At 72.7% G+C, this 12,573-nt stretch carries 18 protein-coding genes and 1 pseudogene; 11 read left to right on the plus strand and 8 right to left on the minus strand.

The genetic code is table 11. The features are described from left to right. Positions 1-154: 154 nt before the first annotated feature. Positions 155-340 (plus strand): hypothetical protein, encoded by a 186-nt coding sequence (locus tag D455_RS0102565; protein WP_026122247.1) that lies wholly within the window; start codon positions 155-157, stop codon positions 338-340. Here D455_RS0102565 and D455_RS0102570 read toward each other — a convergent pair. The 4 genes from D455_RS0102570 to D455_RS0102585 all read right to left on the minus strand — a co-directional run bounded on the left by D455_RS0102570 (position 319) and on the right by D455_RS0102585 (position 2,786). Next, positions 319-963 (minus strand): vitamin K epoxide reductase family protein, encoded by a 645-nt coding sequence (locus tag D455_RS0102570; RefSeq protein ID WP_017569203.1) that lies wholly within the window; start codon positions 961-963, stop codon positions 319-321. The two genes, D455_RS0102565 and D455_RS0102570, sit on opposite strands and share 22 nt — an antisense overlap. Next, positions 960-1,649, minus strand: coding sequence for a DsbA family protein (locus D455_RS0102575; RefSeq protein WP_017569204.1), 690 nt, complete (start codon positions 1,647-1,649; stop codon positions 960-962). Before D455_RS0102575 ends, D455_RS0102570 begins: the two co-directional genes overlap by 4 nt. A gap of 96 nt (positions 1,650-1,745) precedes the next feature. Continuing rightward, a complete protein-coding gene (locus D455_RS0102580) occupies positions 1,746-2,156 on the minus strand; it encodes a hypothetical protein (RefSeq protein ID WP_026122248.1) in 411 nt (136 codons plus the stop codon). A 126-nt stretch (positions 2,157-2,282) separates the two neighbouring features. Then, entirely contained in the window at positions 2,283-2,786 is a 504-nt protein-coding gene (locus D455_RS0102585) for a GNAT family N-acetyltransferase (RefSeq protein WP_017569206.1), read from the minus strand. 578 nt (positions 2,787-3,364) lie between these two features. On the opposite strand from D455_RS0102585, the gene D455_RS28995 reads away from it, so the two are divergent. The 6 genes from D455_RS28995 to D455_RS0102610 are packed head-to-tail and all read left to right on the plus strand — an operon-like array spanning position 3,365 to position 6,650. Further along, complete coding sequence (locus tag D455_RS28995; RefSeq protein ID WP_017569207.1) at positions 3,365-3,622, plus strand: DoxX-like family protein; 258 nt, start codon at positions 3,365-3,367, stop codon at positions 3,620-3,622. Between the two features lie 5 nt (positions 3,623-3,627). Next, complete coding sequence (locus D455_RS35785) at positions 3,628-3,759, plus strand: hypothetical protein (RefSeq protein WP_275040869.1); 132 nt, start codon at positions 3,628-3,630, stop codon at positions 3,757-3,759. Next, the gene (locus D455_RS0102595; protein ID WP_017569209.1) at positions 3,756-4,673 is read left to right on the plus strand and encodes a class I SAM-dependent methyltransferase; all 918 of its coding nucleotides are present in this window, start codon (positions 3,756-3,758) and stop codon (positions 4,671-4,673) included. Before D455_RS35785 ends, D455_RS0102595 begins: the two co-directional genes overlap by 4 nt. A 23-nt stretch (positions 4,674-4,696) precedes the next feature. After that, positions 4,697-5,461, plus strand: coding sequence for a DUF2071 domain-containing protein (locus tag D455_RS0102600; RefSeq protein ID WP_017569210.1), 765 nt, complete (start codon positions 4,697-4,699; stop codon positions 5,459-5,461). Continuing rightward, complete coding sequence (locus tag D455_RS0102605; protein WP_241480143.1) at positions 5,458-6,228, plus strand: class I SAM-dependent methyltransferase; 771 nt, start codon at positions 5,458-5,460, stop codon at positions 6,226-6,228. Before D455_RS0102600 ends, D455_RS0102605 begins: the two co-directional genes overlap by 4 nt. Further along, positions 6,225-6,650 (plus strand): hypothetical protein, encoded by a 426-nt coding sequence (locus D455_RS0102610; protein ID WP_017569212.1) that lies wholly within the window; start codon positions 6,225-6,227, stop codon positions 6,648-6,650. The genes D455_RS0102605 and D455_RS0102610 overlap by 4 nt, the downstream gene beginning before the upstream one ends. A gap of 160 nt (positions 6,651-6,810) precedes the next feature. On the opposite strand, the gene D455_RS0102615 is transcribed toward D455_RS0102610, so the two are convergent. Next, the gene (locus tag D455_RS0102615) at positions 6,811-7,791 is read right to left on the minus strand and encodes an alpha/beta fold hydrolase (protein ID WP_017569213.1); all 981 of its coding nucleotides are present in this window, start codon (positions 7,789-7,791) and stop codon (positions 6,811-6,813) included. Positions 7,792-7,845: 54 nt separating this feature from the next. On the opposite strand from D455_RS0102615, the gene D455_RS0102620 reads away from it, so the two are divergent. After that, positions 7,846-8,442 (plus strand): TetR/AcrR family transcriptional regulator, encoded by a 597-nt coding sequence (locus tag D455_RS0102620; RefSeq protein WP_017569214.1) that lies wholly within the window; start codon positions 7,846-7,848, stop codon positions 8,440-8,442. Between the two features lie 9 nt (positions 8,443-8,451). Here D455_RS0102620 and D455_RS0102625 read toward each other — a convergent pair whose 3' ends face one another. Then, positions 8,452-8,835, minus strand: a complete 384-nt coding sequence (locus D455_RS0102625) for a DoxX family protein (protein WP_017569215.1) — start codon at positions 8,833-8,835, stop codon at positions 8,452-8,454. 79 nt (positions 8,836-8,914) lie between these two features. Between D455_RS0102625 and D455_RS35035 the strand changes: the two genes are divergently transcribed. Next, positions 8,915-9,139, plus strand: coding sequence for a hypothetical protein (locus D455_RS35035; protein ID WP_017569216.1), 225 nt, complete (start codon positions 8,915-8,917; stop codon positions 9,137-9,139). A 32-nt stretch (positions 9,140-9,171) separates the two neighbouring features. Beyond that, the gene (locus tag D455_RS29000) at positions 9,172-9,552 is read left to right on the plus strand and encodes a PadR family transcriptional regulator (protein ID WP_017569217.1); all 381 of its coding nucleotides are present in this window, start codon (positions 9,172-9,174) and stop codon (positions 9,550-9,552) included. A 13-nt stretch (positions 9,553-9,565) separates the two neighbouring features. On the opposite strand, the pseudogene D455_RS0102640 reads toward D455_RS29000, so the two are convergent. Together D455_RS0102640 and chrA are read right to left on the minus strand one after the other, a co-directional pair. Then, positions 9,566-10,111: pseudogene (locus D455_RS0102640) on the minus strand (RNA-guided endonuclease TnpB family protein); the annotation flags it as partial. A 190-nt stretch (positions 10,112-10,301) separates the two neighbouring features. Further along, positions 10,302-11,519 carry a chromate efflux transporter gene (gene chrA, locus D455_RS0102645; protein WP_017569219.1) on the minus strand — a complete coding sequence of 406 codons (1,218 nt, stop codon included), beginning with the start codon at positions 11,517-11,519 and terminating at the stop codon, positions 10,302-10,304. Between the two features lie 557 nt (positions 11,520-12,076). On the opposite strand from chrA, the gene D455_RS0102650 reads away from it, so the two are divergent. Beyond that, positions 12,077-12,484, plus strand: a complete 408-nt coding sequence (locus tag D455_RS0102650) for a MerR family transcriptional regulator (protein WP_026122250.1) — start codon at positions 12,077-12,079, stop codon at positions 12,482-12,484. Positions 12,485-12,573: the final 89 nt, after the last annotated feature.

A 12,573-nucleotide genomic window follows, 5' to 3' on the forward strand; every position in this document is an offset into this window, starting at 1 on the left:
GACGGCGGCACGGTCGAACTCCTCATCCTGTTCGACCCGCAGGGGGTGCGTGCGCACGTGCGGGCCGGGCCCGCGTCCCAGCCCTCGCCCCACTGACCGGACGCGACGGTCCGATCGGCCTCGTCCCCGTCTTCGTCCCGGTCCTGGGTTTCACATGGACGAGGCCATCGTCTTCGCCGAGTCAGGCCGCCGCGGTGGTCGGCGCACCGTCCACGACGGCGTGCCGACCACCGGGAGCGAGGCGAGGTGCCGCTCTCCGAGCCTGCGGGACCTGGTTCCGCCGGGACGACACCGCGTCCGGGCCGGGGAGCGGCGGCCCTACAGCAGGGTCGACCAGTAGAACCAGAACGCCTGGCCGACCGCGCCGAGGATCACCAGCGCCCACACGGTGAGCACGACGGTGTGGTTGCGGGCCAGCAGGCCGATGGACGTCCTGGCCCACCGAGGCGTCGGCAGGTGCCCGGAGCGCACGTCGTGCAGGGTGACGTACCAGAAGAGCGGGACCGTCACCGCCCACACGACCACGCAGTACGGGCACAGCGCGCCGATGCGGTACAGGCTCTGGAAGATCAGCCAGTGCACGAAGAGCGCCCCGAACAGCACACCCGCCTGGAGGCCGAGCCAGAACCAGCGGTCGAAGCGCGCTCCGGCGAGCAACGCCATGCCCACGGTGGTGACCACGGCGAAGCAGGCGACACCGATGACCGGGTTCGGGACCCCGAGGACCGCTGCCTGCGGGGTGGCCATGACGGTACCGCAGGAGAGCACCGGGTTGAGGCTGCACGCGGGCACGTGCTCGGGGTCGGCCAGTACCCGGACCTTCTCCACCAGCAGGGCCGTCGACGCGAGGAGCCCGACGGCGCCGCCCAGGGCGAGCAGCCAGGGCAGGGCCCGGCTGATGACGGGCACCTCGGCCCCGGGCGGGGACGCCTCCGCGCGGCGGGACGCGGTGGGGGCGCTCATCCCTCCAGCTCCGCGTCGATCATCGCCGAGAGCACCTCGTGGCTGGGCATGCTCGGGGTCGGGCGGCCGTTGACGAAGATGGTCGGGGTGCCCCGCACTCCGAGGGCGAGACCGTCCTGGACGTCGGAACGCACCCGCTCCAGGGTTTCGGGGGACTCCATGGTCTCGACGAACTCGTCCACGTCCAGCCCCAGCTCCTCGGCGAAACCGACGAACACCTCGGCCTTGGACTCCTGGGACTCACCCCACTCGGCCTGGGTCTCGTACATCCTGGTGTACATCTCCTCCAACGCTCCCTGCCGCGCGGCGGCCTCCACGGCAGCGGCGGCGGGCTCGGCGTTGGTGTGCCCGGGCATGGGGAAGTAGCGGACGACCATGTTGATCCGCCCCTCGTAGTCCTCGCGGATCCGTTCCATGACGGGGAACTGGGCGCGGCAGGCCTCGCACTCGAAGTCGAGGAACTCCACGACCGTCACCGGGGCCTCCTCCACCCGGTCGAGGTGGCGGCTGTCCTCGCGTACCAGCAGTTCGGCGGGCGCGGTGGGCGGGGTCGTGGATCCCGGGTCGCCGGGGTTGCCCCGCGCGGTCGGGGTGGTGGTGCCGGGGCCGTTGAGAGTGACGAGGAGCCCGAGGCCGATGACGGCGACCATGATGAGGCCGAGGGTGATGCCGAGGTTCTTGCTCATGTGGAATGTCCTGGGGTACGGGGCGTGTCGGAGCACGCCCGGAAAACGGTCACGTGAGGGTGGCCGCACCCGGTGGGCGCGGCGGGTGACCGTGTTCTAGACCCGTTGGACGCAGAGCAGTGTGAGCAGCCCGTATCCGTGGGGGGCTGCCGGGTTGTGGCGGATGGGGCGCGGTGCCGGGCCGGGCCGTGGGGCCAGCAGCAGCGCGAGGACGAGGACGACGCCGAGGGCGACGAGGAACAGGGGCGACGCGGTGGGCAGCCCGTGCCCCTCGGTCGCCTCGCACGGGTGCGCGGGGCCCTGCACGGGGGCGTCGGCCGAGACCGCGGAGAACTCCTCCACCTGTTCCGGGCAGTCGACCGCCGCGGAGGAGACGGCCTCGGAGGGGAAGGCCGCGGGCTGCGGCGCGGCGCTGTGGCACAGGGCGCACAGGAAGCACATGACCACCAGGAAGATCAGCGGCACCGCGAGGGTGCGCTGTCGCCGCGTGGAAGTGTGCCCGCCCATGCGGGAAACTGTAGCGCCGCCTGGGCGGAGGCGTGGCACCGGATCCTGCGACCGGTTCGGGGGCGCCCCACCCCGTTCGATCGCACTCGATCACGTGCGCGGGAGGACTCGGGACGCGATCCCGCGTCACGGCAGCGAACGCGTGAACCACACCACCTCACCGTTGTCCTCCGTGGAAACGTGGTCCCGCTCGAACCCGAGCTTCTCCAGGACACGGATCGACGGTGTGTTCCATGTGCCGACGGTCGACCAGAGCCTTCTCCGCCCGGTCGCCGCGGCGGCGCCGAGCACCGCGCTGGCCGCCTCGGTGGCGTAGCCGCGCCCGTGCGCGCGCTGGAACAGCTCATAGGCGATTTCGGGCTCCTCCACGGTGGCGCGGCCGATGACCAGCCCGCAGTAGCCGATGAAGTCGCCTTCGTCGCGGCGCTGGACGGGCAGCAGGGCGATCCCCGTCGTCGCCGTCGCGGCAAGCTGCTTCGCGATGCCCTCTCGGGTGTGCTCGACCGTGGGGGCTCCCTTGCCGCGTTCGGCGACGAGGGCACGGAGTTCAGCGGCGTCCGACTCGGCCCAGGGCCGCAGTACCAGCCGCTCGGTCTCCAGGTGGAACGGCATCGTCTCGTATGTGGACATGCCCTCACTCTGCCGCACGGATCATCACGAACCACGGTGGGGGCGCCAGGCGAAACGGCGTCCTTGCCATGCGGAGAGCAGCGCTGATCCCGGAACGCACCCGGCGGACCCCTCTTCCACGCAGCGGGTCCGACCACATCGGTGCATCACCCTCCCCGGCCGCACCAGAAGTGATTTCCCCTCCGCCCGGACCACCCGCGCATAACGGCACGCCCCCACCCGGAAGAGAAGGAGCTCCAGGGGACGATGGAGCCGAGGACGGCGAGCGGACCGGGACTCCACCGGGCCGGGAGCTGGTGGCGCGCCGAACTCCTGGACGACCTGGTGCTGCGGCGCGCCTTGGACGGAACGGCTCCTCGTGCCGGAAGTCGGCCAGGCCCACACCGGCGGCGGACTGGAAGGTCTGCCGCCGGTCAGGGCGGCGTGGACGTGTTCGCGGCGGGCCAGCGCGTGGACGTGGAGCTTCCGTCCAGCGGAAGTCCGTTGACGTCCCAGGTCGCACGGGGCCGGGATCGCCCGTTCCGCGCGGTGACGACCCCGGGGACGGCATGCGGGGAGAGGGTGGTTGGATGAGCGCTATGCCCCTCCCCCCAAGGGCCGCGCGCACCCTCGTCCCAGCGGCCGCCGTCTCCCTGGTCTGGTTCTACGAGGGCCTGTGGTGCAAGGTCTGGCCGGGACGCGCCGACCACAGGGCGATCGTCGCGGACCTGCCGCTGCTGCCCGACTCCCTGGTCGGTCCGGTCCTGGTGGGGATCGGTCTGGCGGAGGCCGCGATCGGCCTGTGGGTGCTGTCCGGCCGCTGGCCGTACNGGCGGCGGCCGTCCAGACGGCGCTGATCGGGGTGTTCAACCTCGGCGGACTGCTGGTCTCCCCCGGCAACATCGACGAACCGGGGAGGATGCTGACCGCCAACCTGGCGGTCGTCGCGCTGGCCTGGGTCGTCGCCGGACGGCACGCCGAGGCCCGGGGATGACGGACAACCCGTGGACCGCCGGACGCGTCCTGGCCCTTCCGGGGCACGGGCCCCGACTGCTGTTCGGCCGCATGTACGAGGATCCGCGTGTGGAGGCGCGGGCCTTTCCCGCCGCCCCCGCCCGGGTGCTGTGTGTCGCCTCGGCCGGGGACACCGCCGCGGCCCTGGCCCGCGCCGGGTACGACGTGACCGCGGTCGACGTCAACCCCGTACAGCTCGCCTACGCGCGCGCCCGCGTCGACGAAGGCGCGCCCGCCGCCCCCGGGAGCGCCGAGCTGATGCTCGCGGCGGCGCGCCGTGCCACCGCCGCCGCCCTTCCCGGATGGCGTGCCCCCGCCCTCCACGAGTTCCTCGACCTGGACGACCCGTGTACCCAGTCCCGGTGGTGGCGCACGCGGCTCGACGGCCCCGGGCTGCGCCTGCTCATGGGGATGGCGCTCAGGCCGGTCGGGGTACTCGCCGCGGCTCTGGCCCCGGGGTTTCGCCACGTCGTTCCGGCCCGTTTCGACACGGAACTGCGGACCCGTGTCGCCCGCGTCGTCGCACGCCACCCGAACGCCGACAACCCCCTGCTCGCGGGACTGCTGGCCGGTCGGGCGCCGAAGCCGCGGGCGAAGGCCCCGGACCTCCCCGGGACGGTGCGGTTCGTGCTCGGCGACGTCGCCGAGCACCTGGAGGCGGTACCGGCCGGGGCCTACGACGCGGTGACCCTGTCCAACGTCCTGGACGGTCCCGGACCCGCCTACCGGCGGCGGCTGCGTACCGCCGTCGAGCGGGCGGTACGCCCGGGCGGCACCGCCGTTCTGCGCAGTGTGGGAGGGACGGGTGGCACGACCGCCGCCGTGCGCGCGGCCGAGGAACGCTGCCCCCTGTGGGGGAGTCTGTACGTCACGACCATCGGAGGCACACGTTGAGGCTCCAGGAACATCCGCTACCGATGCGCGCGCACTTCACCGACTCGCTGGTGCTCACCTACGCCTTTCCTCCGGAGGTCCTGCGCCCCCTGCTCTCCCCCGGGCTGGAACTGGACACCTACCGCGCGCCCGACGGAACCGAACACGGGTTCGCCGCGGTCGCGGCGGTGGCGCTGCGGGGCCTGCGTCCGGCCTTCCTCCCCCCTTGGCTGGGCCTGGAGCAGGTGATGACCGGCTACCGCGTCTTCGCCCGGCTGTCGGTGGACCGCGTCAGGACCGAGGGTGGTACGCGCACCCTGCGGGGGTTGCGCGTCCTACGGAGCCAGACGTCGAGTGCGGCGCTGGCCGCCGTGGGCACGGTGCTGTCGCGCTACCGGTACGAACGCGCCGTGCTCGGGGCGCGCAGGATGGGTGACCGTCTGGACTTCGCGGTGCGCTCCGAGGACGGCCGGGCCGACCTGAGGGTCAGCGCGGCCCTGGGCGGGCCCGGCGCGCCCCTGCCCGGGGGTTCCCCGTTCGCCACCGAACGGGACGCGCGGCGCTTCGCCGGACCGCTGCCCCACACCTTCGAACACGACGAGCGCAGCGGCGACGTGCTGGTGGTCAAGGCGCTGCGGACGAGTTGGGAGCCGCGCCCGGTGGCGGTGGACGTGGAACGGCTGACCTTCTTCCGCCACGGGCCCTTCCGGGGCACCCGGCCTGTCCTCGCCAACGCCTTCCACGTGGCGGGCGTGGACTACGGATGGCACCGCGGTGTGCTGATGACACCGGCGGGGAGGAGGGGATGAGCCGTCGTCGGAGCCCGTCCGGGGCGCGACACGTGGTCGCCTACAACTGGCCCCTGTACCTGGCGGGCGCCGCGGTGGCCGTCGGCGGAGCCCTGGCGGGGTCGCGGCTGCGCGGGACCGCACGCGCGGCCGCGTGGACGGCCGGGGCCTCCGGGGCGTGGTGGACCGTGGCGTCCCTGGTGGCGTCCCACACCGTCTACGACCGCTCGCCGCTGCACGGCTGGGACTGGCTGGCACCGGCCCTGGCCAGGGCGGGGAGGCCCTCCCACCCTGGCCGGCACCTGGTGGTCTCGTCCGGTCTGGACGAGGCGAGCGCCGTGATCGGAGCTCTGCACCCCGACGCCGAACAGACCGTCGCCGACCTGTACGACGCGCTGCCGGTCGTGGAGTCGTCGTTGCGGCGGGCACGCCGCAGGGTCGCCCCCCGGCCCGGATCGGTGGCGTGTACGGCGGACGCGCTGCCCGCCGCGGACGCCTCGGTGGACACCGTCATCGCCCCCTTCGCGCTGCACGAGTTGCGTGCCGCGGCCGATCGGGACGCGGTGTTCGGGGAGGTGGCGCGGGTCCTGCGCCCCGGCGGCGCGCTGGTCCTGGTCGAGCACTGCCGGGACGCCGCCAACATCGCGGTCTTCGGGCCCGGGGCGGCGCACTTCATGCCGCGTTCGCGGTGGTTGCGGGCGGCGCGGGGCGCCGGTCTGCGCCGGGCGTCCGAGCAGCGCCTGGGCGGGTTCGTCACGGTGTTCGTCATGGTGAGGCCGGAGCGGTGACCGCCTGGCTGTTCTCGGTCCAGGGGCAACTGCGTCTGGTGGGGGCGGTGTTGGTGGTGCTCGGCGTCTTCCACGTGGTGCTGCCCCGGTTCATCGACTGGCCCGCCGAGGTCTCCCGGATGGCGCCGCTGCCCCGGCAGGTGGCGGGGGCGCACTTCTTCTTCGTCGGTACGACCTGTGTGCTGCTGGGCGCGCTGCCGCTGCTGCTGGCGCCGGAACTGCTGGCGGGTGGACGTCTGGCCCGGGCCCTGCTGTGCGCCGAGGCCCTGTTCTGGTTCCTGCGCTGGCTGTTCCAGTTCACGTACTTCTCCCCCGCCCTGTGGCGGGGCGATCCCCCGCGCACCCTCGCCCACGCGGGGTTCTGCCTTCTGTGGACGTGGGTGACCGGGGTCTTCGCCCTCGCCCTGTACACGACCTCCTGAGCCCCCGGTTCCGGTCCGCCCCGGTCGCGGGCGTGTGGGGCCCGGGCGCGCGGTCCTTCCCTCGTGACTCGGGGGCGTGGAAAGGACGGACGGGTCGGGGTGGAGCGCACGGTCCGTCCCCGGCCGGGCACCCGGCACGGCCTTCGGGGCGCACACCCCCTCAGGCGCGGTCGGCCTCGGCCAGGAAGGCCGCGATGTCGGCGGCCAACTCCTCCGGGTACTCGCCGTTGACCGCGTGCGAGGCGTCGGGGTAGACCTCCACCGCCCCGGGGCCCAGCGCGCGCTCGGCGGTCGCGACCGCGGCATCCGGATCGTGCATCACCGACTCCCCTGCGACGACCGCCAGCACGGGCATGTCCAGGTCCGCGAGCGCCTCCTCGCTGATCCTGCCGGGCTGGGGCAGCTTGAGCGCGTAGTTCTGCATGCCGGACTCGATCATGTCCGCGACCGGCACGTCCTCCACCGGCGCGCCGCCCGCCGTCCAGGAGTTGAACCCGTCCCGCCAGGAGCGCGGCAGCCAGGGCAGCGAGGCGGGCAGGGAGCGCATGACCGTCTCCAGGGGCATGTCGTCGAGGACGAACACCGGGTCGACCAGCGTCACGGTGGCGAGGAGCGAGGGTTCGCGCGTGGCGAGGTTGGCCGCCGTCCAACCGCCGATCGAGAGCCCCACCAGGTGGAACTCCTCCTCTGGCAGACCGCCGAGGGCCTGGTGCAGCCACTCCGCCTGGTCCTCGTCGTCCTCGATGGGCCTGGCCTGCACGCTCAGGCCCGGCTCTCCCAGCAGGTCGACCGTGTAGACGTCCCCCACCTCCAGCAGGGACGGCAGGTTGTCCGCCCAGACCGGCGAGGCCGACGCGCGCCCGGGCAGGAGCACCAGCGGACTCCGTGCATCGCCCGTTCCCTCGAAGCGGTACATCCGCACGACCCCGTGGTCCGTGCGCACGTCGACCTCGGCGTCCGGCCGGGGCAGCTCCGCCATCGCGGCCTCGTAGGCCTCCATGAACGCGTCGTACCCCTCGGCCGAACGCCAGTGCCCCACCGGTGAGGGCGTGCGCAGGGCGACCGCCGCGACGAGCATCGCGGCGGTGACGACGCCGAGTACGAGGAGGATCCGCCGGCCCCGCTGTCGTTTCTTCTCCACCATTCTCCCTAACCGATTGGTAAATAAGCTGACCGTACGGTAAGTTCCGGAGTCATGGCAAGAGAGAACCCCCGTTCCGGGGCGAGCGGAGAGCTCACCCTGACCGAACAGGCGCGACGCGCCCAGCTCATCGACGTGACGGTCCGGCTCATCGCCGAGCACGGGGACGCGGGAACCTCGCTGTCCCGCATAGCCGGGGCGGCCGGGATCACCAAGGCGGCGGTGCTGTACCACTTCCGCTCCAAGGACGCCCTGGTGCGCGCGGCCAGGGAGAGCGCGTTCACGGGCCTGGTGGAGCACGTGGGCGAGGCCGTCGAGAGCGCCGGTCCCGAGCGGGCGCCCGCCGCCTACGTCCGCTCGATGGTCGGCTACCTGCGGGACCACCCGGGGTACACCCGGGTGATCATCGCGGCGGTGTCCGACGGCGGGGAGCGGCGCTCCAGCGAGCGCTGGCGTCCCCTGGCGGACCTGATGCACGCCGCGCGGCGGGCGCACGGGGCCTGCTCGGACCTGGACCTGCGCACCACGGCGTTGATCGTCGGCGGCGGCATCGACGCGATCGTGGCCGAGCACCTGGACCACCCCGACTACGACCCGCTCGCCGCCGCCGAGGAGCTCGTCGCCATGCTCGACAGGACCCTCTTCTCCTGACCCGCACGGTCACCCGACGAAGGACTCGGGACCGAACCGGCCCCACGCCACGAAGGCGGCCAGGGCGAGGTAGGCCAGGTTCAGCACAGCGTGCAGGGGCTCCTCGCGGCGGAAGGTCACGACCGCCGCACCGGCCATGACCACCATCAGTCCGACGGCCGCCAGCGGCACCAGGACCGGCGCGATGCCGAGCACGGCGGGCAGGACCAGGCCGACCGCGCCCAGCACCTCGACCGCACCGAGGGCCTTGACGAAGCCCGCGCCGAAGTCCTCGACCCATCCCCCGCCAGGGGCCCTGGCCAGCTTCTCCCGGGGGATGAACAGCTTGGTGGCCCCCGCGAGGAGGAAGACGGCGGCCAGCAGGCCGGTGACGATCCACAGAGCAAGGTTCATGGGTTCTCCTTCGCCGGTTACCTCGGCCCGTCCGGGCCCGTCATCTCCATGACGGCACTCGCTCGTGGAAGGTAACGACGTGACCGGGTCCGTTCCGGGGGAGACCGTGGCGGAGGCCTTCGAGGGGATCGGCCAGATCCTCGGCGGGTCCACCGACGCCACCGAGACGCTCGCCAGCCGGGCCCGCCGGAAGGTACGGGACGGGCGCCGTCCGACAACGGTGCCGGGCGGGACCGTCCCAGCGGTCGCCGGGCAGACCGCACACACCTGGTTGTCGGGGACCGATATCGGTTCGGTGACATAGGGTGCCTCCAGGGATGTGATCGAGGAGGCGCGATGCGCGAGTTCGTCCGTGGCGCGGTACGGCTGCACATCCTGCACCACGCGGCCGAGGAGGAGATCCACGGTGCGTGGATGATGCGGGAGTTGGCCACCCACGGTTACGACATCAGTCCGGGCACGCTGTATCCCACGCTGCACCGCCTGGAGAGCGACGGCCTGCTGGTCTCCCGGCAGCAGGTGGTGGAGGGCCGCACCCGAAGGGTCTACCGGACCACCGAGGCGGGTGAGCGGGTGCTGGACCAGGACCGCGCGGCTCTGGCGGAGCTGGCCCGTGAGGTGCTGGGCGTCCGGATCCCCGGTCAGCTTCTCGGCCGTGAACGACCGAGCGTGCGGTTGGACCACCCCGCTGGGTGCGAGGGAGCCCACCGCGCCTGACCCGACAACTCCGTCAGGGGTTGTCGGGTGGGACGTGTGACGTCCGCCCCGCATCCCACACGCCCCGGCCCCTGCGGGCCAGGACACGGGAAGCGTTCCGGTCCGCGTGCGCAACGACACCGCACGACCGGCAGATGAAGGAGGCCTGCGAGATCCGGTTGGCCTTGTCGGTGTAGGAACACTCGGCGCACTCGCGTGAAGAGTGCGCCGGGTCCACGGACACCACCGGCACACCGGCCCGCTTGGCCTTGTAGGTGATGAACCGTCCGAGTTGGTGGAGGGACCAGGAGCGCAGCGTGGCCCGTTGGGGCCCGCGTTGCCGTACCCTCCGCAGAATGCCCGTGAGCTCTTCCAGGGCGATCCCGCGCGAGGTGCGTTCAGCCTCGGCCACGATGCGTTTCGAGATCCGGTGGTTGAAATCCTTGGCGTGCCGCGCCTCACGGCGACGCCGCTTCTTCAGTAGGCGCGTGGCGGACCGGGTGCCCTTGGCCTGCAACTTCTGGCGCAGCCGCTGTTGTCGGCGGCGGTACCGGTTGATCCTGCGCCCGGCCAGGGTCTGAGGGGCCGTGAACGGCCGGTGACGAGCCGCGTCGGTGACGGATGGCATGTCAGGCTCCGCCCGCGGTTCCGCCGATCCGGGCGGTGGCGGGTGGGGCCTCGTCTGCGCGGGCGTCCGGAGGTTCCCGTCCGCCGACGGACCGGGACCGGAGCGAGACCCGTGCCGTGCCCTCCGGCCCCGCCGCGACCGCTCACAGGAGCAGGAACCCGGCCGCGCTGGACGCCAGGACGACCGCCCATGCGGGGAGCCGCCACACCGCCAGCGCCACGAAGGCGACCGCGGCCACGGCCATCGTGCCGGGAGAGACCACGCCCTGGACGAAGACCGGGTCGTACAGGGCCGCGGCCAGGATCCCCACCACCGCCGCACCGGCCCCCGCGACGGCGCTCCGCGCGCGTGGAGCGGTCCGCAGACGTTCCCAGAACGGCAGGGCGCCCACGACCAGCAGCGCCGAGGGCAGGAAGATCGACACCAGGGCGATCGCGGCTCCCAACGGCGAACTTCCGGCCACGGGCATCAGCGCGCCCAGGTAGGCCGAGAAGGTGAACAGCGGCCCCGGCACGGCCTGCGCGGCGCCGTAGCCCGCCAGGAACGACTCGTGGTCCACCGCTCCGGAGCCCACCACCTCGGTCTCCAACAGCGGCAGCACGACGTGCCCGCCGCCGAAGACCAGGGAACCCGCACGGTAGAAGCCGTCGACCAACCCCGCGGCGGGATGGGCGGTCAGCGCCGCCAGCACGGGCATGCCCGCCAGCAGGACGGCGAACACCCCCAGGCACACCAGCGCGGTCGCGCGCCCCACGGGAACCCCGTCCTCGTCCGCGCCGTCCGGGGCGGGCGCGGTCGCGCGCAGCCAGAACAGGCCCAGCGCACCGCCCACGAGGATCGCCGCGACCTGGCTCAGGGCCGAGGGCAGGAGCAGGACCAGCACCAGCGCGGCCACCGCGATCGCGGCCTGGCGTTTGCCGGAGGCCAGGCTTCGGGCCATGCCCACCACGGCGTGGGCGACCACGGCCACCGCCGCCGCCTTCAGCCCCAGCAGCCACCCGGCTCCGGGTTGGGCTCCCACGGCCTGCACGCCCAGGGCGAAGGCCACCAGGAGCACGGCCGAGGGCAGGGTGAAGGCGGTCCAGGCCGCGACCATCCCCGCGTACCCGGCCCGGCGCAGTCCGATGGCCATGCCGACCTGGCTGGAGGCCGGTCCGGGCAGGAACTGGCACAGCGCCACCAGGTCCGCGTAGGCGGACTCGGTGAGCCAGCCGCGGCGCACCACGAACGCGTCGCGGAAGTAGCCCAGGTGCGCCACCGGGCCGCCGAACGAGGTCAGTCCCAGCAGCAGGAAGGCGCCGAACACCTCACCGGTCGACCCGCGCACGGCCGTGGTGGCCGCCGCGCTCTCCTTGCTCATCCGTGTCTTCTCCGGGGGAGTTCCGTTGGTGGCGTCCGGGGGTGGGTTCATGGCCCGTCTCCTTCGGGGCGGAGCGTCCGCTGTGGACATCGAGACCCGATATCGCTTCACGATACCGATTCGGACGCGGACCTCCGGGGAGAGGGGGACGGTGGGCGGGCACGGCTCGACCTGTTCCCGGAGAGCGGCGCATAACTCTACTCTCACGAGAGGGTAGGGTTATGCGCGGAGGGTCGACCTGCTTCCTTCATCTCATCGCCCCTCCCCGTGGTGGCGCGGACCGGTTCCACCCCTGGTGCGGCCCGTGCCACCACACACGACCCCTGACGGGCCGCTCGGCCGCCGAACCCTGGGAGGCAGGAACGCGGCCACACGGACGGAGATCGCGGAGCGCCCGTAGGGAGCCTTCACCTTTGGACCGTCGACGCTGGACAGGTCACCTGGCGCGGCATGCCACCCTCCTCGCACACGGACGCGCTAGCGTGGCGCGCCACGACAACCGACACCGAGGAAACGAATCTAACGTTAGGTTAGATTCGACGAGAAGGGGTGCCGCGATGCCTGAAGCGGGCCATATGCAGATCGGCGAGGTCGCCGAGCGGACCGGTCTGTCCCTGCGCACGATCCGCTACTACGGCGAGGTCGGCCTGGTCGAACCCTCGGCTCGTTCCCGTGGGGGCTTTCGCCTCTACACCGAGGAGGACGTCGACCGGCTCCAGCTGGTCAAACGGACGAAGCCGCTGGACTTCAGCCTGGAGGAGACCCGCGAACTGCTGGAGGCCCTCGATCGGCTCAACGCCGCCGAAACCGGCCAGGAGGAGCGTGAGGCGCTGAGCGGAAGGCTCGACGCCTTCGAGGCGGCCATCGTCGCGCGCTGCGAGGCCCTGCGCGACCAGCTGTCGATGGCCGAGGAGTTCGGCGAACGGCTGCGCGAACAGCGGGCCCGAAGCAACGCGGCCACATGACGACAGACCCGTAAGGAGCGACAGTGACCACAACAGCGTCGACCGCGGACAAGGTGACGACAGAGGTCGTGCGTGAGGCGTCGCGTCGG

Source organism: Nocardiopsis halotolerans DSM 44410, from assembly GCF_000341065.1.
GTDB classification, from domain to species: Bacteria; Actinomycetota; Actinomycetes; order Streptosporangiales; family Streptosporangiaceae; genus Nocardiopsis; species Nocardiopsis halotolerans.

Coding starts and splice junctions, on each gene's coding strand:
- D455_RS0102570 (WP_017569203.1), bottom strand. CDS start 963: ATGAGCGCCCCCACCGCGTCCCGCCGCGCGGAGGCGTCCCCGCCCGGG.
- D455_RS0102650 (WP_026122250.1), top strand. CDS start 12,077: ATGCCTGAAGCGGGCCATATGCAGATCGGCGAGGTCGCCGAGCGGACC.
- D455_RS0102585 (WP_017569206.1), bottom strand. CDS start 2,786: ATGTCCACATACGAGACGATGCCGTTCCACCTGGAGACCGAGCGGCTG.
- D455_RS29000 (WP_017569217.1), top strand. CDS start 9,172: ATGCGCGAGTTCGTCCGTGGCGCGGTACGGCTGCACATCCTGCACCAC.
- D455_RS0102600 (WP_017569210.1), top strand. CDS start 4,697: ATGCGCGCGCACTTCACCGACTCGCTGGTGCTCACCTACGCCTTTCCT.
- D455_RS0102580 (WP_026122248.1), bottom strand. CDS start 2,156: ATGGGCGGGCACACTTCCACGCGGCGACAGCGCACCCTCGCGGTGCCG.
- D455_RS0102625 (WP_017569215.1), bottom strand. CDS start 8,835: ATGAACCTTGCTCTGTGGATCGTCACCGGCCTGCTGGCCGCCGTCTTC.
- chrA (WP_017569219.1), bottom strand. CDS start 11,519: ATGAGCAAGGAGAGCGCGGCGGCCACCACGGCCGTGCGCGGGTCGACC.
- D455_RS0102595 (WP_017569209.1), top strand. CDS start 3,756: ATGACGGACAACCCGTGGACCGCCGGACGCGTCCTGGCCCTTCCGGGG.
- D455_RS0102620 (WP_017569214.1), top strand. CDS start 7,846: ATGGCAAGAGAGAACCCCCGTTCCGGGGCGAGCGGAGAGCTCACCCTG.
- D455_RS0102605 (WP_241480143.1), top strand. CDS start 5,458: ATGAGCCGTCGTCGGAGCCCGTCCGGGGCGCGACACGTGGTCGCCTAC.
- D455_RS0102575 (WP_017569204.1), bottom strand. CDS start 1,649: ATGAGCAAGAACCTCGGCATCACCCTCGGCCTCATCATGGTCGCCGTC.
- D455_RS0102565 (WP_026122247.1), top strand. CDS start 155: ATGGACGAGGCCATCGTCTTCGCCGAGTCAGGCCGCCGCGGTGGTCGG.